General features: G+C 65.7%; 18 protein-coding genes and 4 tRNA genes. 3 read left to right on the top strand and 19 right to left on the bottom strand.

All coding sequences use genetic code 11. The features are described from left to right. Positions 1–19: 19 nt before the first annotated feature. The 7 genes from OHZ10_RS05705 to uvrC all read right to left on the bottom strand — a co-directional run bounded on the left by OHZ10_RS05705 (position 20) and on the right by uvrC (position 4,070). Positions 20–538 carry a GNAT family N-acetyltransferase gene (locus tag OHZ10_RS05705; RefSeq protein ID WP_342703897.1) on the bottom strand — a complete coding sequence of 173 codons (519 nt, stop codon included), beginning with the start codon at positions 536–538 and terminating at the stop codon, positions 20–22. A gap of 137 nt (positions 539–675) precedes the next feature. After that, positions 676–749 (bottom strand) — tRNA-Cys (locus OHZ10_RS05700). Between the two features lie 99 nt (positions 750–848). After that, a tRNA-Gly gene (locus tag OHZ10_RS05695) sits at positions 849–924 on the bottom strand. A gap of 51 nt (positions 925–975) precedes the next feature. Continuing rightward, positions 976–1,051, bottom strand: a tRNA-Gly gene (locus OHZ10_RS05690). A 53-nt stretch (positions 1,052–1,104) separates the two neighbouring features. After that, a tRNA-Gly gene (locus tag OHZ10_RS05685) sits at positions 1,105–1,180 on the bottom strand. A 146-nt stretch (positions 1,181–1,326) separates the two neighbouring features. Next, complete coding sequence (gene pgsA / locus OHZ10_RS05680) at positions 1,327–1,914, bottom strand: CDP-diacylglycerol--glycerol-3-phosphate 3-phosphatidyltransferase (protein WP_011544951.1); 588 nt, start codon at positions 1,912–1,914, stop codon at positions 1,327–1,329. Positions 1,915–2,012: 98 nt separating this feature from the next. Next, positions 2,013–4,070, bottom strand: coding sequence for an excinuclease ABC subunit UvrC (uvrC, locus tag OHZ10_RS05675; RefSeq protein WP_059235344.1), 2,058 nt, complete (start codon positions 4,068–4,070; stop codon positions 2,013–2,015). 76 nt (positions 4,071–4,146) lie between these two features. On the opposite strand from uvrC, the gene earP reads away from it, so the two are divergent. The 3 genes from earP (at position 4,147) to OHZ10_RS05660 (ending at position 7,678) form a co-directional block, all read left to right on the top strand. Beyond that, complete coding sequence (gene earP, locus OHZ10_RS05670; RefSeq protein WP_342703894.1) at positions 4,147–5,340, top strand: elongation factor P maturation arginine rhamnosyltransferase EarP; 1,194 nt, start codon at positions 4,147–4,149, stop codon at positions 5,338–5,340. Positions 5,341–5,466: 126 nt separating this feature from the next. Then, positions 5,467–6,024: an elongation factor P gene (gene efp / locus OHZ10_RS05665; RefSeq protein ID WP_047900193.1), complete on the top strand. Its 558-nt coding sequence runs from the start codon at positions 5,467–5,469 to the stop codon at positions 6,022–6,024. 268 nt (positions 6,025–6,292) lie between these two features. After that, positions 6,293–7,678, top strand: a complete 1,386-nt coding sequence (locus OHZ10_RS05660; protein WP_059235348.1) for a sigma-54-dependent transcriptional regulator — start codon at positions 6,293–6,295, stop codon at positions 7,676–7,678. Between the two features lie 171 nt (positions 7,679–7,849). On the opposite strand, the gene nagZ is transcribed toward OHZ10_RS05660, so the two are convergent. The 12 genes from nagZ to OHZ10_RS05600 form a co-directional block, all read right to left on the bottom strand. Beyond that, a complete protein-coding gene (gene nagZ / locus OHZ10_RS05655; RefSeq protein WP_342703892.1) occupies positions 7,850–8,878 on the bottom strand; it encodes a beta-N-acetylhexosaminidase in 1,029 nt (342 codons plus the stop codon). A 16-nt stretch (positions 8,879–8,894) separates the two neighbouring features. Continuing rightward, complete coding sequence (gene acpS / locus OHZ10_RS05650) at positions 8,895–9,329, bottom strand: holo-ACP synthase (protein ID WP_059235352.1); 435 nt, start codon at positions 9,327–9,329, stop codon at positions 8,895–8,897. A 33-nt stretch (positions 9,330–9,362) separates the two neighbouring features. Further along, positions 9,363–10,139, bottom strand: coding sequence for a pyridoxine 5'-phosphate synthase (gene pdxJ, locus OHZ10_RS05645; RefSeq protein ID WP_031400031.1), 777 nt, complete (start codon positions 10,137–10,139; stop codon positions 9,363–9,365). Beyond that, positions 10,136–10,972, bottom strand: coding sequence for a DNA repair protein RecO (gene recO / locus OHZ10_RS05640; RefSeq protein WP_059235354.1), 837 nt, complete (start codon positions 10,970–10,972; stop codon positions 10,136–10,138). Before recO ends, pdxJ begins: the two co-directional genes overlap by 4 nt. Next, positions 10,959–11,858, bottom strand: a complete 900-nt coding sequence (gene era / locus OHZ10_RS05635) for a GTPase Era (protein ID WP_059235356.1) — start codon at positions 11,856–11,858, stop codon at positions 10,959–10,961. Before era ends, recO begins: the two co-directional genes overlap by 14 nt. 60 nt (positions 11,859–11,918) lie before the next feature. Next, positions 11,919–13,142 carry a ribonuclease III gene (gene rnc / locus OHZ10_RS05630; protein WP_059235358.1) on the bottom strand — a complete coding sequence of 408 codons (1,224 nt, stop codon included), beginning with the start codon at positions 13,140–13,142 and terminating at the stop codon, positions 11,919–11,921. Positions 13,143–13,295: 153 nt separating this feature from the next. Further along, the gene (gene lepB, locus OHZ10_RS05625; RefSeq protein ID WP_011544943.1) at positions 13,296–14,189 is read right to left on the bottom strand and encodes a signal peptidase I; all 894 of its coding nucleotides are present in this window, start codon (positions 14,187–14,189) and stop codon (positions 13,296–13,298) included. 16 nt (positions 14,190–14,205) lie between these two features. Then, entirely contained in the window at positions 14,206–15,999 is a 1,794-nt protein-coding gene (lepA, locus tag OHZ10_RS05620; RefSeq protein WP_059235360.1) for a translation elongation factor 4, read from the bottom strand. Between the two features lie 196 nt (positions 16,000–16,195). Next, positions 16,196–16,432, bottom strand: a complete 237-nt coding sequence (locus OHZ10_RS05615) for a glutaredoxin family protein (RefSeq protein ID WP_059235362.1) — start codon at positions 16,430–16,432, stop codon at positions 16,196–16,198. Between the two features lie 7 nt (positions 16,433–16,439). Next, positions 16,440–17,939 (bottom strand): DegQ family serine endoprotease, encoded by a 1,500-nt coding sequence (locus OHZ10_RS05610; RefSeq protein ID WP_059235364.1) that lies wholly within the window; start codon positions 17,937–17,939, stop codon positions 16,440–16,442. Positions 17,940–17,955: 16 nt separating this feature from the next. After that, a complete protein-coding gene (locus tag OHZ10_RS05605) occupies positions 17,956–19,008 on the bottom strand; it encodes a MucB/RseB C-terminal domain-containing protein (protein WP_174993495.1) in 1,053 nt (350 codons plus the stop codon). Between the two features lie 5 nt (positions 19,009–19,013). Then, positions 19,014–19,637 (bottom strand): sigma-E factor negative regulatory protein, encoded by a 624-nt coding sequence (locus OHZ10_RS05600; RefSeq protein WP_174993494.1) that lies wholly within the window; start codon positions 19,635–19,637, stop codon positions 19,014–19,016. Positions 19,638–19,693: the final 56 nt, after the last annotated feature.

The following is a 19,693-nucleotide window of genomic DNA, read 5'->3' as shown; positions in this document are numbered from 1 at the left end:
ACACCATGTGGCCGACACGTCATTCGAGCCGCGTGCGTCGAAAAAGGGCCCGCACAAAGCGGGCTTTTTTGCTCAGTAGGCTACGAACGCATCCGCCATTCTCGAACCAGCGTTCCGCAGCCGCCGTCAGCGCACCGCCGATCCCGCCTCCTCTGCAGCGCGCGTCGGCGACCATGCTCGTGATGCGCCCGAGATTCCCGTTCGCATGAAAGAGCGGGAGGATGGGCAGGCTGATGCCGCCGACGAACTCGTCATCCACGGTCGCCACGTAAATCCGGTCGCATGGACTGCCGGCCAACGCGTGCAGCTTTTCGTGATTCAGCGCGAGCGTCGCTTCATATCCGGGCTGATGCAGCAGCATCACGATTTCAACGCAATCAGACAGCCGCGTTTCCCTCGTTGCGAGTTCCCGGGAAATTCCTTGCGATTCCTCCGGCAACGCTCGCCCGCCCTTTCGATCGTGGGTCGCGGATATATGCGGCTTGACGCCGCCAATCCAGCAAAACATCGCGAAGTACGGGAGATGGTGGTACGTCATCGATCACCTCGACGTCTCGGGCAGGCTTCGAAAGCCCGGGCATCGTGCCAGGCTACCGCATGTGCCCGCCGGCCCCTCTCCGCAACGTACGCAGAAAAAAGAAAAGCCCCGCCGAAGCGGGGCTTTTCTTTTCTTGCTGGAGGCGCGAGCCGGAGTCGAACCGGCCTAAACGGCTTTGCAGGCCGCTGCATAACCGCTTTGCTATCGCGCCAAAAGCGGACTGTCCGGATGCCGTGAGGCAAGCGACAGATTTTCATTCGAGGACCGGAAGTCCATCAAATAAAAAGGGAAGCTTGGCTTCCCCATGACTTGGAGCGGGAGACGAGTCTCGAACTCGCGACCTCAACCTTGGCAAGGTTGCGCTCTACCAACTGAGCTACTCCCGCATTGTCCTGCACCTGCAGCGCTTTGCCGTACCACACGCTGCCAGAAAAATCTGGAGCGGGAGACGAGTCTCGAACTCGCGACCTCAACCTTGGCAAGGTTGCGCTCTACCAACTGAGCTACTCCCGCATGTGTCCTGCATCTGCAGCGCTTCGCCGTACCACGCGCTGCCAGAAAAAATCTGGAGCGGGAGACGAGTCTCGAACTCGCGACCTCAACCTTGGCAAGGTTGCGCTCTACCAACTGAGCTACTCCCGCGTATTGCTGCACTACTGCTTCCCCGTCACACACTTACTTCGTCGTGCAGCGGAGAAGCGAGATTATGTCGAAGGCACATTCGTGTGTCAAGGGCTTTTCCAGCCCTTTTTCCAAAAACGTGCTCGCCGGCACGCGAGACGTACTGCTCACGCGCCGCCGCGCTCGCGAATCTGCGGCCACGCGAGCTTCATGTAGTACAGCATCGACCAGATCGTCAGCACCGCCGCGAGATACATCAGCCACTCGCCCCACACACGCGTGTCGATCGTCACGACGCCGAGCGGCAGCGGCCCGTAGAACAGCAGCATCGGGATCGCGACCATCTGGCACGCAGTCTTGAACTTGCCGAGCTGGTTCACCGCGACGCTCTTCGACGCGCCGATCTGCGCCATCCATTCGCGCAGCGCCGAAATCGCGATCTCGCGGCCGACGATCACGAGCGCGATCGCCGCGTCGACTCGCGAAATCTGCACGAGGATCAGCAGCGCGGCCGTCACCATCAGCTTGTCCGCCACCGGATCGAGAAAGGCGCCGAACGACGATGTCTGGTTCCACTTGCGTGCCAGGAAGCCGTCGAACCAGTCGGTCAGCGCCGCGAGGATGAAGATCGCCGCCGCCGCGAGATTGCGGTGCGCGCCGCCCATCACCGTGTCCGGCAGATAGAACACGCCGACGACGAGCGGAATCAGCACGATCCGTACCCACGTCAGGAAAATCGGGAAATTGAACGGCATGGCATGCGGGACAGTAAAGGATTCGCAATTGTGCCGTGTCGACCGGCCTGCCACAAGAACGCGAAAAAGCGCGCGAGGCAGCCGGCCGCACGGCCGTGTCAGTGAAGCTGCTTGTAAATCTGTTCGGCGAGCGCGTGCGAGATGCCCTCGACGCTCGCGAGTTCCTCGACGCTCGCGGCCACCACGCCGCGCAATCCGCCGAACCGCGCGAGCAGCCGCTGCCGGCGCTTCGCGCCGACACCTTCGAGCTCCTCGAGCCGCGAGGTCTGGCGCGCCTTCGCCCGCTTTGCCCGCATGCCGGTGATCGCGAAGCGGTGTGCCTCGTCGCGGATCTGCGCGACCAGCATCAGCGCGGCGCTTTCCTTGCCGAGTTCGAGCGGCGTGCGGCCGTCCGCGAACACGAGCGTCTCGAGGCCGACCTTGCGCCCCTCGCCTTTCGCGACGCCGACCAGCATCGACGTGTCGAGCCCCAGCTCGGTGAACACCTGGCGCGCGATTTCGACCTGACCCTTGCCGCCGTCGATCAGCACGATGTTCGGCAGCAGGCTCGACGCCTCGGCCTGGCGCGTCGACTCGCCGTCGATGCCGGCCGCTTCGTCCACCGCGGCCGCCTGCGCAGCCTGCTCGACCATCTTCTCGTAGCGGCGCGTGAGCACCTGCCTCATCGCCGCGTAATCGTCACCCGGCGTGATGCCCGTGATGTTGTAGCGGCGGTATTCGCCCGACTGCATCTTGTGATGGTGATAGACGACGCACGACGCCTGCGTCGCCTCGCCCATCGTATGGCTGATGTCGAAACATTCGATCCGCAGCGTCGCGAGATCGTCGCTGTCGTAACTGAGCGTGTCCGCGAGCGCACGCGTGCGCGCCTGCTGCGAGCCCTGCTCGGACAGCAGCCGCATGAGCGCGATCTGTGCATTCTGTTCGGCCATCGACAGCCACGCGCGCCGCTGCCCCTGCGGCTGCCGCACCAGCGATACCTTGTGGCCGGCCTGCTCCGACAGCAGCTCGAGCAGGTCGCGGCTCGCGGGCGCATGGCTGACGACGAGCACGGGCGGCACGCGGTTGCCGAGATAATGCTGCGCGATGAATGCGTCGAGCACCTCGGCCTCGACCGACGCTGACGCCGCCGCGCCACCGCGCGCGCGGCCGGTTTCTTCCGCCGGCTGGTCCGGCGCCGCGTCGGCGGCCGCGCCCGTTGCGACGGCCGCATCGGCTGCCTCCGCCAGTTCGGACTCGTCGCCGAGACCGCCTTCGGCGAGCGTCAGCGCACTTTCGACGTGCGTCGGGAAATACGCCTTGTCGCCGAGATGCCGTCCGCCGCGCACCATCGCCAAGTTCACGCACACGCGCCCGCCCTGCGCGACGACGGCCAGGATGTCGACGTCGCTGTCGCTGCCGACCTCGATCGCCTGCTGGTGCAGCACGGTCGCGAGCGAGCTCATCTGGTTGCGCACGGCCGCCGCCTGCTCGAATTTCAGCTCGGCCGCGAACGCATGCATCTTCTGCTCGAGCTCCTTCATCACTTCGGACTGCCGGCCGAGCAGGAACCGCGCGGCGTTCGACACGTCGACCGCGTAATCCTCGCCGGAGATCGCACCGACGCACGGCGCCGTGCAGCGCCCGATCTGGTGCAGCAGGCACGGCCGCGTGCGGTTGCTGAACACCGAATCCTCACAGGTCCGCAACTGGAACACGCGCTGCAGAATCTGGATGCTCTCGCGCACGGCCCACGCGCTCGGAAACGGCCCGAAATACTGGTTCTGCTTGTCGACCGACCCGCGGTAGTAGGCCATCCGCGGAAAGCGGTGCGCGGTGAGCTTCAGGTACGGATAAGACTTGTCGTCGCGAAACAGGATGTTGTAACGCGGCGCGAGCGCCTTGATCAGGTTGTTCTCGAGCAGCAGCGCTTCGGCTTCCGAGCGCGTGACGGTCGTTTCGATGCGCGCGATGCGCGTGACCATCATCGCGATGCGCGGCGACAGCTGCGTCTTCGTGAAATAGCTCGATACGCGCTTCTTCAGGTCGCGCGCCTTGCCGACGTAGAGCACGGCGCCCGCCGTGTCGTAATAACGATAGACGCCCGGCATGTGCGGCAACTGCGCAAGGATCTTCTTCGGTTCGAACGGAGTATCGGAGGCTTCTGGGGATGTCATGCGTGATCCGGGCGCCTTGTAACGCGGAACGGGTCTATTAGAATCGCCAGTTTAGAGCATTCACCGTCCCGCTTCGATGCCACGCACCACCGCTGCCCCACTCTCCACCGTGCCGCTCGCGCCGGGCGAACCGATCGCCTGCGACCTCTTCTGCACGGTGATCGACAATTTCGGCGACATCGGCGTGTGCTGGCGCGTCGCGCGCCAGCTCGCGCACGAGCACGGCTGGCAGGTTCGCCTGTTCGTCGACGACCTGCACACGTTCGCGCGCCTGCTGCCGGGGGTCGACCCCGACGCGGGGCGGCAGACGGTCGATTCGATCGCGATCGAGCACTGGCATGCGGAAGTCGGCGACGCGCTGGAGATCGCCGATGTCGTGATCGAGGCATTCGCGTGCGAGCTGCCCGGCGCGTATCTCGCGGCGATGGCGCGCCGCGAGCGTCGCCCCGTGTGGATCAACCTCGAATACCTGAGCGCCGAGGACTGGGTCGCCGATTTCCATCTGCGGCCGTCGCCGCATCCGCGCTACCGGCTGCTGAAAACCTTCTTCTTCCCGGGCCTGTCGGCCGGCACGGGCGGCGTGCCGAAGGAACGCGACCTCGACGCGCGCCGCACGGCTTTCGCAACCGACCCGGCAGCCCGCGCCGCATGGTGGCGGCGCGCGACCGGCGGCGCGCCGCCGGCGCCCGGCACGACGGTCGTCAGCCTGTTCGCGTACGAGAATCCGGCCGTCGACGCGCTGCTCGCGCAGTGGCGCGACGGCCCGTCTCCCGTCGTCGCGCTCGTGCCGGCCGGCCGCCTGTCGCCGGCCGTCGCACGCTTTTTCGGGGTCGAGTCGTTCGCGGGGGGCGCCCGCGCGAGCGCCGGCAACCTGGTCGCTCACGGGCTCGCATTCGTCCCGCAAGCCGACTACGATCCACTGCTGTGGGCTGCCGACGTCAATTTCGTACGCGGCGAGGATTCGTTCGTCCGTGCGCAGTGGGCACGCAAGCCGTTCGTGTGGCACATCTACCCGCAGGCCGACGACGTGCACCTGCCGAAGCTCGATGCCGCGCTCGCACACCTGTCGGCCGGCCTCGCCGACGCGCCGCGCGCGGCGCTCGAGCGGTTCTGGCACGCATGGAACGGCGTCGGCACGCCCGACTGGGCCGATTTCTGGCAACACCGCGCAGCGCTCGACGCCAACGCTGCCCGCTGGGCCGACGCGCTCGCGGCCGTCGGCGATCTCGCCGGAAAGCTGGCGGAATACGCAAAATCTCAGTTAAAATAAGCGGTTATCCGACGGCTGACCAGGCAAGCGCTCGCTTTTGGCGTCCACCGGAACGCGCCGCTTGCGCCGTCAGCCGTTGCGCAACGCTCAGGCACCTATTTATTTGATTTGATCAGGACAGTTTTTATGAAGACCGCACAGGAACTCCGCGTAGGCAACGTCGTGCAGATCGGCAGCGATGCTTGGGTCATCGCCAAGGCGGAATACAACAAGTCGGGCCGTAATTCCGCCGTCGTCAAGATGAAGATGAAGAACCTGCTGACGAACGCAGGCCAGGAATCGGTCTACAAGGCAGACGACAAGTTCGACGTCGTCGTGCTCGACCGCAAGGAAGTGACGTATTCGTACTTCGCCGATCCGATGTACGTGTTCATGGACGCCGACTACAACCAGTACGAAGTCGAAGCCGAAATGATGGGCGAAGCGCTGAACTACCTCGAAGACGGCATGGCGTGCGAAGTCGTGTTCTACAACGAGAAGGCGATCTCGGTCGACCTGCCGACGGTCCTCGTTCGCGAGATCACCTACACGGAACCGGCCGTCAAGGGCGACACATCGTCGGGCAAGGTGCTGAAGAACGCCAAGCTCGCAACGGGCTTCGAACTGCAAGTTCCGCTGTTCTGCAACACCGGCGACAAGATCGAAATCGATACGCGCACGAACGAATACCGCAGCCGCGCGTAATCGTCAGCGATTCCCGCATCGAACAAAGCGCCCTTCGGGGCGCTTTTTGTTTGTCTGGCGCCAACAGCGGCAGTCAGCCAGCGCTAGAAGAAGCACAAAATCCACCGGTAAAGATATTCAATTTGTATCATCGGTAACTGTTTTATAGCGCGGGAGAAATAATGCTCGTTACGCGTTCGGTGGGGCATAAAATCAGTTTTTAATCTGACATGCGGCTGCGGCCCCGATGGCCGACAGCCCGCCTCTCTTGACTCGACTCGCGTCCACCATGCCACACGCCCTGATTGTCGAAGACGATCCCAACAGTCTCTCCGGCCTCACCGCGCTGCTCGCCGCAGACGGCTTCTCGGTCGACACGGCCACTTCGCTCGCGGAAGCGCGCACGGCGCTCGGCCGCTCGATTCCCGATGTCGTCCTGGTCGACCTGAACCTGCCGGACGGCAGCGGGTTCGACCTGCTCCAGCACCTGCCGCAGCAACAGCCGAACGGCTCGCTGCCCGTCATCGTGCTGACGGGCAATGCGACGGTCGAGAGCGCCATCGAGGGCCTGCGCCACGGCATCTGGGACTACCTGCTGAAGCCGATCAACATTCCGCGCCTGCGCAGCCTGCTCGCGCGAATCCCCCGCCCGTACGAACTGATCGACGAAGTGCAGTCGCTGCGCGCGTCGCTGCGCCATCTCGGCCGCTTCGGCTCGCTCGTCGGCCGCAGCGACGCGATGCAGCACGTGTACGACATGATCGAGCACAACGCCGGCACTGAAACGGCCGTGCTGTTCTCGGGCGAAGCCGGTACCGGCAAGAAGCTGGCCGCGCGTACGCTGCACGAGCTGAGCCGGCGCCGCAAAGGGCCGTTCGTATCGTTCGACTGCCGGATGATCGCGCAGGCGGGCCGGCACGGCGCATCGCTCGACAGCGTGCTGTTCGGCCATGAACGCGGCGCGTTCGACGGCGCCGAGCGCCGAGAATCGGGCCTGTTCGAACAGGCCGGCGGCGGCACGCTGTTCCTCGACGAGATCACCGCGCTGCCGCTCGTGCTGCAGGAAGCGCTGCTGCATGCGCTCGACTCGCAGAACTTCATGCGGATCGGCGGCACGAGCTCGATCACGAGCGACTTCCGGCTGATCGCGACCACGCGCCGCCCGGCGCGCGAAGCCGTTGCGAACGGCACGCTGCGCGAGGATCTGTGGCTGCGCCTCGATGCAGCGTCGATCACGATGCCGCCGCTGCGCGAGCGCGACGGCGATGCGCTCGCGATTGCGGACGCGCTGATCGACGAACTGAACCGCGAAGCGCGCGCAACCGGCCGCAGCACCACCGACAAGCGCGCGGCCCCGGGTTTCGTGCGCGAATGCGTGTCCTACGAGTGGCCCGGCAACGTGCGCGAGTTGCAGGAGCGCGTGCGCTTCGCATACGACGCATCGGGCGATTTCATCGAGACGCTGCGCGCAGGCGAGCCGAGCTTCTCCTCCGGCGCCGCGCTGAACGGCAGCAGCGTGCAGATCAAGGTCGGCACGCCGTTGTCCGACGTCGAGGATCTGCTGATCCGCGCGACCCTCGACGCGGTCGGCGGCACGCGCCATCGTGCGGCCACGCTGCTCGGCATCAGCCCGAAGACGCTGTACAACAAGCTGCAGCGGATGAAGGTGAATTGAGCGGGCCGCGATGACCGGAGGCGCTGGCCAGATCTGACCGTTAGTTGCGTTCAATCCACTCCGGCGATCGCCTGATTCAACCTGCTGCAATCCATGAAAAAAGCCGCGCAATTGCGCGGCTTTTTTGTTCCGGTGCCCGGGTGACGCGCACCGCGCGCCCTCCTTCTCCGCTTACGCCAGTGCGCTTTTCAACAGCGCCTGCGCCTGCAGATACTCCGGCTGCGCGATCAGCTTGTCCCACTTGAGCGCTTTGCCGCGCGCGCGCATCCGCTTGATGCGCCGCACCGACTCGGCCGATGCCCGCGCCTTCAACCCGTTCAGCACGACCTCGGCCGCCTCCGGCTGGTTGCAGACGAGCACCATGTCGCAACCGGCGGCGAGCGCGGCGTCGGCCGCCTGCGTGAGCGTGCCGCCTTCGCGGGCGGCTTCCATCGACAGATCGTCGCTGAAGATCGCGCCCGTGAAACCGAGCTTTCCGCGCAGGATGTCCTGCAGCCACACGCGCGAGAAACCGGCCGGCCGCTTGTCGACCTGCGCGTAGATCACGTGCGCGGGAATCACCGCGGACAGCGACAGGCCGAGCCAGTCGTACGGCGCGACGTCCTGCTTGAGGATCGCATCGAGCGTGCGGTCGTCGGTCGGCAGCGCGACATGCGAATCGGCTTCCGCGAAGCCGTGCCCGGGGAAATGCTTGCCGCAGTTCGCCATGCCGGCGAGCGACAGTCCGTGGTTCAGGCTCTTCGCGAGCAGCGTGACGACGCGCGCGTCACGATGGAACGCACGATCGCCGATCACCTTCGAGTGCCCGTAGTCGAGGTCGAGCACGGGCGTGAAGCTCATGTCGATCCCGCACGCACGCAGTTCGGCGGCCAGGATATAGCCGACGGCGGTCGCGACCTTCGTCGCGAGCAGCACGTCGCGATCCCACAGCTCGCCGAGGCGGCGCATCGCGGGCAGCACCGTGAAGCCATCGGTGCGGAACCGCTGCACGCGCCCGCCTTCGTGATCGACGGCGATCAGGATGTCTTCGCGCACCGCGCGGATCGAGTCGGTCAACGCGGTCAGCTGCGCACGATTCTGGAAGTGCCGCGCGAACAGGATCACGCCGCCGGTATTCGGATGCGCGAGGCGCCGCGCATCGTCGCGCGACAGGGCCGTGCCGACGACGTCGAGCATGACCGGGCCGGGAGTCGTTTTCATCGAATCGGGAATTCCGTCAGGAGGAGGTTCGGGAAACAGGTACGGGGGCAGGCGCAGCGTCCGTTTCGGCGATCACGAACGACACCGCGTAGTCACGTTCGTCGCTGACCGTCACGCGCGCGGTGATGCCGCGCGCGGCAAGCCAGTCGGCCAGCTCGCCCGACGCGACCACGTACGGCTCGCCGCTCGGGTGGTTGAGCGTCTGCAGCGCACGCCACGTCATCGGCCAGTGCATGCCGAGCCCGATCGCCTTCGAGAACGCTTCTTTCGCGGAGAAACGCGTCGCGAGAAATGCGATGCCGCGCGCCTCGGAGCGGGCGCGGCGCGCATGAAACACGCGCAATTCGTCTGGGCCCAGCACCTTCTCTGCAAACCGGCCGCCCGTGCGTTCGAGCACGGCCGCGACGCGGCTCACCTGGGCGATGTCGGTACCGATGCCGTAGATCGCCATGTCAGTACGCGCGGACGCGGCCGTATGCCATCTTCAGCGCGCGCCGCCGTGCAGCGCGGCGACGCGGGCGGCGACCATGATCGCCTTCATCTCGCGCACCGCGTTGTCCCAGCCCGCGAAGATCGCGTGCGCGACGATCGCGTGACCGATGTTCAGCTCGACGATGCCGTCGATCGCGGCGATCTGCTGCACGTTCGTGTAATGCAGCCCGTGACCCGCATTGACCTTCAGGCCAAGCTGCGCGCCGGCCTGCACGCCTGCGACGATGCGCTCGTACTCGCGCTGCTGTTCGGCTTCGTCGTGCGCTTCCGCGTAGCGGCCCGTATGCAGTTCGATCACCGGTGCGCCCGCTTCGTGCGCGGCGCGGATCTGCGTTTCGTCCGGATCGATGAACAGCGACACGCGCACGCCCACGTCGGCCAGTTGCTTGCACGCCGCACGCACGGCCTCGAAGTGCCCGGCGACATCGAGGCCGCCTTCGGTCGTCAGCTCCTCGCGCTTCTCGGGCACGAGACACGCATCGTGCGGGCGCACTTCGCATGCGATGTCCAGCATCTCGGCCGTCACCGCGCACTCGAGATTCATGCGCGTCTTCAGCAGCGGGCGCAGCTTGCGCACGTCGGCGTCGACGATGTGACGGCGATCCTCGCGCAGATGCAGCGTGATCGCGTCCGCACCGGCCTCTTCGGCGGCGAGCGCCGCGCGGATCGGATCGGGATAAGTCGTGCCGCGCGCATTGCGCAGCGTCGCGACGTGGTCGATGTTCACGCCGAGGTCGATGGCGGTGGGCGTTGTCAGGAAGAAGCTCATAGGTTTTGCAGGTCGATCAGGATCTGACGCGTGGCGAGCGGCGTACCGCCAAGATAGGTGTTCAGCAGGAAGCGCATCAGCGTCTTGCTTTGCGCAACCGTCTGGGCTCGATGGTAATCGTCCTGCTCCATGTCGAGCAACGTCTGTCCGGTGATGACCGGCCAGTGCGACGGCACATCGTCGTCCGCATGGCGCACGCCGCGCTCGGGATCGAACACGTAACGGCCGTCCGGTTCGACCGCGCGGCGCGCGACCGTGCGGTTCAGCGCCATCGCATAGCCGGTCTCGCGCAGCAGCACGCGTTCGAACGAGCGCAGCACCTGCACCGCGGGTTCGCCGTGCGCCAAGCGCGTGAGCGTCAGCACGTAGTGATTGAACAGCGGCGGCTGCGGATCCTCGCGTGCGCAGAATTTGACGAGCAGCTCGTTCGCGTAGAAGCCGCACAGCAGCCCGTCGCCGCCGAGCGGCAGCATGCCGCCAACCCACTCGGCGCCCGTCAGCGTGCGCACCTCGGATTTGCCGGACCAGGACAGCAGCAGCGGCTGGAACGTCTGCAGCACGCCGCGCAGCGCGGAGTGCGGGCGCTTCGCGCCCTTCGCGACGAGCGCGAGCCGGCCGTGATCGCGCGTCAGCACGTCGACGATCAGGCTCGTTTCGCGATACGGATAGCTGTGCAGCACGAACGCCGGCTGCTCGGCGACGCGGAAATCGGACGTGCGAGACGTCGCGCGCCGCGCCTTGCGCGGCGGCTCGGGCGGAGCCGGCAGCGGCGCGTCGTTCGCGCCGGCCGTCACCGCGTCTTCAGTCGACGTCAGCGCGTCATTCGTACCCATAGGCGCGCAGTCCGGCCTCGTTGTCTGCCCAGCCGCTTCTCACCTTCACGAAGGTCTCGAGATACACGGGGCCGTCGAACAGCTTTTCCATGTCCATCCGCGCCTCGGTGCTGATCTGCTTGAGCTTCTCGCCCTTCTTGCCGATCACCATCGCCTTGTGCGAATCGCGTTCGACGAGGATCGTCGCGAAGATGCGCTTCAGCCGCCCTTCTTCCTCGAACTTGTCGATCACGACGGTGCTCGTGTACGGCAGTTCGTCGCCGGTCCAGCGGAACACCTTCTCGCGCAGGATTTCAGCCGCGAGAAAACGCGAACTGCGGTCGGTCAGCTCGTCCTCGCCGTAGATCGGCTGGCCTTCCGGCAGGTACGGCTTGATCGTCTCCAGCAGCCGCTTGATGTCGTCCGGCTGCTGCGCCGACAGCGGCACGAGCTCGGCGAATTCGCGCAGCGTGTTCATTTTCTGCATGAACGGATACAGCGTGGCCTTGTCGGCCACCCGGTCGATCTTGTTCGTGATCAGCAGCGTCGGCATGCCGGGCGGGATCAGGTCGAGCACCTTCTGGTCGTCGGGCCCGAAGCGGCCGGCCTCGATCACGAACAGGATCACGTCGACCGACGTCAGCGTCGACGTGACCGCGCGGTTCAGCGAACGGTTCAGCGCGGTGCTGTGACGGGTCTGGAAGCCCGGCGTGTCGACGAACACGAATTGCGCGTCGTCGAACGTGTTGATACCGGTGATGCGGTGGCGGGTCGTCTGCGCCTTGCGCGACGTGATGCTGATCTTCTGGCCGACGAGTGCGTTCATCAACGTCGACTTGCCGACGTTCGGGCGGCCCACGATCGCGATCATGCCGCAACGGAAGCCGGTAGGAGCGGGAGTGTTCATATCGTTTGGGAGACAGGTTCGGAAACGGCCGCGCGGCGCGCGGCACGATCGCTGGGCAATTCAGTGGTCGGCATCGGCCACGCGCGCCTGCGCGGCGGCGAGGCTCGAACCGCCCGGCGGCGTCTCGGCGTCCGGTGCAGCGGCGTCGCGTACACGTGCGGTCGGGCGCGCAGCGGGGTCGGACCCGGCGGAAGACTTGTCGGCGGACGAGGATGCCGGATCGGCCGCCTGGCCGGCCGGCTTGTCGGCTGCACGCGGCGTGGCGTCGACGGGCTTTTCCACGGCCTTGTCGAGCCGCTCGGCCGGCTTGTCGGCCACCTTGTCGGTCGCCGGCTTCGCCGCCCGTTCGCCCTTGTCGGCAGCCGGCTCGACATGCGCCGCGCGAATCGCGGCCATCGGCGCGACGGACGGCTCGGCGCCGGTCGCAGCCGTTGCCGCGGGCGCCGCACCGGCGGCCGCCCTGGCCTCGCGTGCAGCCGCGCGTTCCTTCCGCTCGGGCGAGCGCAAGTCGAGTGCTTCCTGCACCCCCTTCACGCCCGGCACGATCTCAGGCTCGACATGCTTCGATCCGCGCGCGTTTTTCGAGCGCTTCGGCTTCGCGGCCAGCATCGGCGCGGCGGCCATCACTTCGTCGAGCGCCTTCTTCGCGGCGGCCTGCTCGGCCGCGCGCCGGCTCGCGCCGGAGCCCGAGACCTTCACGTCCAGCTTCGGCACCGTGCATTCAACCTCGAACTGCTGATTGTGCGCCGCACCATGCGTGGCGACGACCGTGTAGGTCGGCAGTGCGATCTTGTGCCCCTGCAGGTATTCCTGCAGAAGCGTCTTCGCATCCTTGCCGAGCGTGCGCGGATCGATGTGGTCGAGAATCGGGATGTAGAGGCGCTTGATGACCCCTTGGGCGGCTTCGAAGCCGCCATCGAGGAACACGGCCCCGATGATGGCTTCGAACGCGTCCGCGAGGATCGACGGGCGCCGGAACCCGCCGCTGCGCAGCTCGCCCTCGCCCAGCCGCAGTCCGTCCGAAATATTCAGGGCCTGAGCAATTTCGTACAGCGACTGCTGTTTGACGAGATTGGCGCGTACGCGCGACAGATCGCCTTCGTCCAGCTTGCTGAAACGCTGGAACAAAAGGGCGGCCACCGCGCAATTCAGAACGGAGTCGCCGAGAAACTCGAGCCGTTCGTTGTGCGTGGCACTGTGACTGCGATGGGTCAAAGCCTGGCGCAACAATTCCGCATTGCGAAATTCGTAGCGCAGCCGGCTTTCCAACTGGGATAGGGGCATGTGCAGGAGTATAACGCGGGCGCCGGTCGGGCCGAAACGGCTCGGCCGGACGCGAAAAGGCGTGACGAGGCGGTGTTACCGCCAGTTCTTAAAGTAGTTCGGCAATACGCGACGCGGCCCGTGCGTCGCGTATTGCGTGCGAGTCGACTGCGATCAGTTGAAGGAACCGATGCGCTTCAGGTCGCTGAAGTTCATCCAGATGAAGAACGCGCGGCCGACGATGTTCTGGTCCGGCACGAAACCCCAGTAGCGGCTGTCCGCACTGTTGTCGCGGTTGTCGCCCATCATGAAGTAGTGACCCGGCGGCACCTTGCAGATCACGCCGCGGCTGTTGTACGTGCAGTTGTCGCGATACGGATAGTCGTAGGCGCCCATCACGAACGGCGGCACGGCCGGGTTGTTGAGGATCGCGTTCTTCTTGTTGCCGATCGTTTCTTCGAACTGCTTCGCGTAATTCTGGCGCTCGTCGTCGAAGAAATCCGGCAGCGGCGTCTCAGGCACCGGCTGGCCGTTGATCGTGAGCTGCTTGTCCTGATACGCGACCGTGTCGCCCGGCAGGCCGATCACGCGCTTGATGTAGTCGACCGACTCGTCCTTCGGATAACGGAACACGACGACGTCGCCGCGCGACAGCGGGCTGCCCTGCGTGATCTTCGTGTTCGTGACGGGCAGGCGCAGCCCGTATTCGAACTTGTTGACGAGAATGAAATCGCCGACGAGCAGCGTCGGCACCATCGAGCCCGACGGAATCTTGAACGGCTCGACGACGAACGAACGCACGACGAACACGGCCAGGATCACCGGGAAGAAGCTCGCGGTGTACTCGAGCCACCACGGCTGGCGCAGCTTCTCGTCACGCAGCTTCGAACGCGTCTGCACCGCGTTTTCATCCGCGAAACGCTTGTCGATGCGCGACTGCTGGCGATCGAACTCCTCGATCGCCGAGTCGGCTGCCTTGCGTCGCCGCGGCAGGAACACCAGTTTGTCCAGCACCCACGCTACGCCCGTCACGACGACGAGCACAAAAAGAATCAGCGCAAAATTCATAAAAGGAACAGTCCTGTTATTTGTCTTCGACGCGCAAGATCGCAAGGAACGCTTCCTGCGGGATCTCGACCGAACCCACCTGCTTCATGCGTTTCTTGCCGGCCTTCTGCTTTTCGAGCAGCTTCTTCTTACGCGTGATGTCGCCGCCATAACACTTCGCCAGCACGTTCTTGCGCAGCGCCTTGATGTTCTCGCGTGCAATGATATGCGCACCGATCGTCGCCTGAATCGCCACGTCGTACATCTGGCGCGGAATGATCTCGCGCATCTTCGCCGCCACTTCGCGGCCGCGATACTGCGATTGCGACCGGTGGACGATCACCGACAGCGCGTCGACCTTGTCGCCGTTGATCAGCATGTCGACCTTCACAACGTCGGCCGACCGGTATTCCTTGAACTCGTAATCCATCGACGCATAGCCGCGCGACACCGATTTCAGGCGATCGAAGAAATCGAGCACGATCTCGGCCATCGGGATTTCGTAGGTCAGCTGCACTTGGCGGCCGTGATACTGCATGTTGATCTGTGAGCCGCGCTTCTGCTCGCACAACGTGATCACCGAGCCGACGTAGTCCTGCGGCATGTACAGGTTCACCGTGACGATCGGTTCGCGGATCTCCTCGATCTTCGGCGGCTCCGGCATCTTCGCCGGATTCTCGACCTTGACGATCGAGCCACCGTTCATCACGACCTCGTAGACAACCGTCGGTGCGGTCGTGATGAGGTCCATGTCGAATTCGCGTTCGAGGCGCTCCTGCACGATTTCCATGTGCAGCAGCCCGAGGAAGCCGCAGCGGAAACCGAAGCCGAGCGCCTGCGACACTTCCGGTTCGTACTGCAGCGACGCATCGTTGAGCTTCAGCTTCTCGAGCGATTCGCGCAGCGCGTCGTACTGGTTCGCTTCCACCGGGTAGAGTCCGGCGAACACCTGCGGCTTCACTTCCTTGAAGCCCGGCAGCGCTTCGGCGGCGGCCTTGGTCACATGCGTGACGGTATCGCCGACCTTCGCGGCCGTCAGTTCCTTGATGCCGGCGATGATGAAGCCCACCTGCCCCGCCGACAGCGAATCGAGATTGCGCGACTTCGGCGTGAACACACCGACGTGCTCGACCGGATACTGCGCGCCGGTCGCCATCATCTTGATCTTGTCCTTCGGACGCAGCGTGCCGTTGACGATGCGCACCAGCATCACGACGCCGACATAGTTGTCGAACCACGAATCGATGATGAGCGCCTGCAGCGGCGCGTCGGGGTCGCCCTTCGGCGGCGGCACCTTCGCGATCAGCGCTTCGAGCACGTCTTCGACGCCGAGCCCCGTCTTCGCGCTGCAGCGCGTCGCGTCGGTCGCGTCGATGCCGATCACGTCCTCGATCTCCTCGATCGCGTTCTCGGGGTTCGCGGCCGGCAGGTCGATCTTGTTCAGCACGGGCACGACTTCGACACCGAGCTCGATCGCCGTGTAGCAGTTCGCGACCGTCTGCGCCTCGACGCCCTGGCTGGCATCGACGACCAGCAGCGCGCCTTCGCACGCGGACAGCGAGCGGCTGACCTCGTACGAGAAGTCGACGTGCCCCGGCGTATCGATCAGGTTCAGGTTGTAGACCTTGCCGTCGCGCGCGCGATAGGACAATGCCGCCGTCTGTGCCTTGATCGTGATGCCGCGCTCGCGCTCGATATCCATCGAGTCGAGCACCTGCGCCTCCATTTCACGGTCGGCGAGACCGCCGCATACCTGGATGATGCGATCCGCGAGCGTCGACTTGCCATGGTCGATGTGCGCGATGATCGAGAAATTGCGAATATGATCCATTCAGTGCCGATCAAGCGAAAAAGGCGCGCTCGACGACTGCGGAGCACGCCTTGTAAGTCGGTGAAAAAACAGCCTATTTTAGCCGAAAAGGCTTACGACGGGCGGGATTTCGGACGCCGGGCCGCGCAGCGGCCCGCCGGAGGCGCCCCCGGGTCGAGCCCCGTGCCAGGCGACGCCGGCCGGCGGCTGGCCAGGCTCAGCGCCGGGCTGCCAGCGCGTCGCGCACCCGCATGTCGTCGAACCGGTGACGGCACACTTCCGCCCCGTCCAGCAACAGCACGGGCACGTCCTCGTCATAACGGGCAACCAGCGCCGCATCCGCATCGATGTCGACGTATTCGACCACGACGCCGAATTCGGCCGCCACCGGCGCCAGTGCGTCGCGCATGTCGTCGCACAGGTGGCACCAGCCGCGGCCGTAGAGCGTGAACATCGGCGCGTTACTTCTGGCGCGGCCGCACGGGCACGAACTGCGTGTTGTCGCCACGCCGCACGAGCACCGCGACCGCCTTCTGCGGATCGAGCTGCGCCGTCACGTCGGCGAACTGCTTCGCGTTCGTGATGTCGGTGTCGCCGACGCGCAGCACGATGTCGCCGCGCTGCAGGCCTGCACGCGCGGCCGGACCGTCGACGCCGTCGATCTGCACGCCGTTCTTCAACTTCAGCGTCTTCATCTGATCGGCCGTCAGGTCGCTGACCGTCAGGCCGAGCGAATTGGTCTGGCGCGGCTTCTGCGGCACGTTCTTGCGCTGCTCGGCCTTCGCCGTCGACTCGGCCGGCGTCTCCGCGATCGTGATCGGCAGATCGCGTGCCTGACCCTTGCGCCACACGCTGACCGTCGCCTTCGCGCCGGGCTTCGTGTCACCAACCATGCGCGGCAGATCCGACGCCGTATCGACCGAACGGCCGTTGAACTTCAGGATAATGTCGCCCGGCTGGATACCCGCCTTGTCGGCCGGGCCGCCCGGCTCGACGCTGCTGACCAGCGCGCCTTCGGCCTTCGGCAGCCCGATCGAATCGGCCACGTCCTTCGTCACCTCGCCGATCGCCACCGCGATCCGGCCGCGCGTGACCTTGCCGGTCGCCTTCAACTGATCGGCCACGCGCATCGCCTCGTCGATCGGAATCGCGAACGAGATGCCCATGAAGCCGCCAGTACGGCTGTAGATCTGCGAGTTGATGCCGATCACCTCGCCCTGCATGTTGATCAACGGGCCACCCGAGTTGCCCGGGTTCACGGCGACGTCGGTCTGGATGAACGGCAGGTAGTCGCCCGTGTTGCGGCTCTTCGAGCTGACGATACCGGCCGTCACCGTGTTGTCGAGGCCGAACGGCGAACCGATCGCAACGACCCACTCGCCAACGCGCACCTTGTTCGAATCGCCGATCGCAACGACCGGCAGGTTCGACGCCTGGATCTTGACGACCGCGACGTCCGTGCGGTCGTCGACACCGATCAGCTTCGCCTTGAATTCGCGCTTGTCGGTCAGCGTCACGTAGATGGTGTCCGCATCGTCAACGACGTGCGCATTGGTCATCACGTAACCGTCGGCCGACACGATGAAGCCCGAGCCCACGCCGCGGTTCTGCTCGGTATCGGGCGGATTGTCCGGCGCCGGCGCGTTCTTCGGGTTGCTGCCGTTGCCGCCGCCGTTGCCGGGCGCCTGCGGCAGCGGAATGCCGAAGAAGCGCCGGAAGAATTCCGACATGTCGCCGTTGTCGAAGCCCGGCGGGAGCATCCCGCGCGGGCCGCTGCTCGTCGGCACGTTGGCGGTGGTCCGGATGTTCACGACGGCCGGCCCGACCTTTTCGACCAGATCGGCGAAGTCGGGCAGGCTGGCAGCGGGAGCCGTCACGGCGAACGCGGTATGCGGCACGAGCGGCAGGCAGGCAGACAGCGCCGCCGCCGCGAACCATTTGCGCAGCGTGAGTTTCATCATGTCGGAAGCCGTAGCGTTACTTGGAAGCCTTGTATTCTATGGCAGACGCGAACTGCTGCAACGTAGCCGGCGGCACTTCGCCGAGCACGGTGATCCAGTAGTCGCCGCGACGCTTCACGAGAACGTGTGTCGCACCGGTGCTGCCCGCGCCTTCCTTGCGCGTATTCTTCTCGGCCGGCTCGATGAACACCGAGATCGTCGCGAGACCGTCGGTGAAGACAGCCTGATCGACCGCGATCGGTGGATCGCCCGCATCGCGCGCAGCCATCGGCCGGCGCACTTCACGAATCTTCTGGAAACCGGCGACGCTCGGGGCGAGCTGCCAGCCCTGCGCTTCCATGTCGACCGCCGCGACCGGCGGCCGCACGACCGTCCAGCCGCTCAGGTTGCGCATGCCGGCCGCGATCGCGGCCTTGTCACCGCTCGCGCCGCCCGCCTGCAACTGGGAGAACGCAATCTGTTCGAGCACGTGATCGTTCGCATCGAGCGTCTGCGAACGCAGCAGCAGCCCGGTGCGCGTGTCGGCCCACAGCTTGTACGTGAAGCGGTACGCATCCTTCGGCACGAGCTCGACGACCTGCGCGTCGATCCCGGCCACGCGGTCCTTGCCGAGCGACTTCGCATCGTAGACGGACATCACGTGCTCGCCGCTCGCGCCGAGCAGCGCGGGGAACGAGTCGCGCGTCTGACGGCGTTCGACCACGCACAGCTTGCGCTCGGGCACGAACGTGTACAGCTCGTCGTTATGCCGCAGCAGCTTGCGCGGCTTGCCGTCGAGCGTCTCGATCCGCTCGAATTCGCCGTCGCGGGACGCGACGTGCGCGATGCGCGACGACTGCACATATCCGCCGCGCTGGTAGACGAACGTGCCTTCGTAGCTCTGCTGCTGCGCCGCCTGCTGGACGCGGTCGAGCCAGTCCGCGGCGCCCTTGCGGGTCGCGACGGGATCGTCCGGTTGCTGGGCGCTGGCGGGAAGGGATTGAACGGACAACAGGGCGGCTGCGCAAAGCAGGAGGGCCGGCAGCCGCTTCCATCCGGAGATGGCGTGATTCAACTGCAATGTCCGCATCGGGTTTATTGGCCTGGCGTGGTGGTCACGGCTGCGCGGATCAGCGGCATCGAACCCGTGACGACGGGCTGCTGCGCGAATTGCTGGTGCGCTTCAAGATATTGGTCGAGGCTTGCATCGCGAATGATGTTGACGTCCTGCAGGCCCGGCTGGGCCGATGCCTGCGCAACCGTCACGCGCTGCAGGCTACCGCCTTGCTGCGCACCGGCCGACGCGACCTGGACGGCGCCCGGGGCACCGGCCGTCTGCATCTGCGGGACGACGATCCACGTCAGCGTGGCCGCCGCGGCCGCCACCGCGAACGCGGGCACGACGCGCCGGCGCAGCGACAGCAGCTTGCGCGCGACCGGCGCGGCCGCCGGCGCGAGCAGGTGCGGCTCGCTTTCGAGCGCAGCCGACATGCGCGCGGTGAACGCGACGCTCAACGCGGGCGACAGCGCGAGCTCGTCCGAGCGCAGCGCATCGCCGATCAGGTGGTAATGGGCCCATGTAGCGCGGTCCGCGCGGTCGAGCTCAGCCAGAAACTGCCCGTGGTCCGGGCCATCGAACATTTCGCCGTCAACCAGCGCGGAAAGGCGCTCGCCGCGCGAGCCCGCCTGCGATTGCGATTGCGTATTGACCGACCCCATGATGCTCCCCATCTTGCACACCCCGTCGTGACTTCACGACTCTATCCGTAACTAGA

The organism is Burkholderia arboris (genome assembly GCF_038723655.1).
GTDB lineage: Bacteria > Pseudomonadota > Gammaproteobacteria > Burkholderiales > Burkholderiaceae > Burkholderia > Burkholderia arboris.
The sequence above is the reverse complement of the archived record's forward strand: the minus strand, read 5'-3'. Positions and strand labels throughout refer to the sequence as shown.

Bases quoted from the DNA above. Each gene is read 5' to 3' on its own strand.
- OHZ10_RS05705 (WP_342703897.1), bottom strand. From the start codon at position 538: ATGACGTACCACCATCTCCCGTACTTCGCGATGTTTTGCTGGATTGGC.
- pgsA (WP_011544951.1), bottom strand. From the start codon at position 1,914: ATGCCGTTCAATTTCCCGATTTTCCTGACGTGGGTACGGATCGTGCTG.
- uvrC (WP_059235344.1), bottom strand. From the start codon at position 4,070: ATGACATCCCCAGAAGCCTCCGATACTCCGTTCGAACCGAAGAAGATC.
- earP (WP_342703894.1), top strand. From the start codon at position 4,147: ATGCCACGCACCACCGCTGCCCCACTCTCCACCGTGCCGCTCGCGCCG.
- efp (WP_047900193.1), top strand. From the start codon at position 5,467: ATGAAGACCGCACAGGAACTCCGCGTAGGCAACGTCGTGCAGATCGGC.
- OHZ10_RS05660 (WP_059235348.1), top strand. From the start codon at position 6,293: ATGCCACACGCCCTGATTGTCGAAGACGATCCCAACAGTCTCTCCGGC.
- nagZ (WP_342703892.1), bottom strand. From the start codon at position 8,878: ATGAAAACGACTCCCGGCCCGGTCATGCTCGACGTCGTCGGCACGGCC.
- acpS (WP_059235352.1), bottom strand. From the start codon at position 9,329: ATGGCGATCTACGGCATCGGTACCGACATCGCCCAGGTGAGCCGCGTC.
- pdxJ (WP_031400031.1), bottom strand. From the start codon at position 10,139: ATGAGCTTCTTCCTGACAACGCCCACCGCCATCGACCTCGGCGTGAAC.
- recO (WP_059235354.1), bottom strand. From the start codon at position 10,972: ATGGGTACGAATGACGCGCTGACGTCGACTGAAGACGCGGTGACGGCC.
- era (WP_059235356.1), bottom strand. From the start codon at position 11,858: ATGAACACTCCCGCTCCTACCGGCTTCCGTTGCGGCATGATCGCGATC.
- rnc (WP_059235358.1), bottom strand. From the start codon at position 13,142: ATGCCCCTATCCCAGTTGGAAAGCCGGCTGCGCTACGAATTTCGCAAT.
- lepB (WP_011544943.1), bottom strand. From the start codon at position 14,189: ATGAATTTTGCGCTGATTCTTTTTGTGCTCGTCGTCGTGACGGGCGTA.
- lepA (WP_059235360.1), bottom strand. From the start codon at position 15,999: ATGGATCATATTCGCAATTTCTCGATCATCGCGCACATCGACCATGGC.
- OHZ10_RS05615 (WP_059235362.1), bottom strand. From the start codon at position 16,432: ATGTTCACGCTCTACGGCCGCGGCTGGTGCCACCTGTGCGACGACATG.
- OHZ10_RS05610 (WP_059235364.1), bottom strand. From the start codon at position 17,939: ATGATGAAACTCACGCTGCGCAAATGGTTCGCGGCGGCGGCGCTGTCT.
- OHZ10_RS05605 (WP_174993495.1), bottom strand. From the start codon at position 19,008: ATGCGGACATTGCAGTTGAATCACGCCATCTCCGGATGGAAGCGGCTG.
- OHZ10_RS05600 (WP_174993494.1), bottom strand. From the start codon at position 19,637: ATGGGGTCGGTCAATACGCAATCGCAATCGCAGGCGGGCTCGCGCGGC.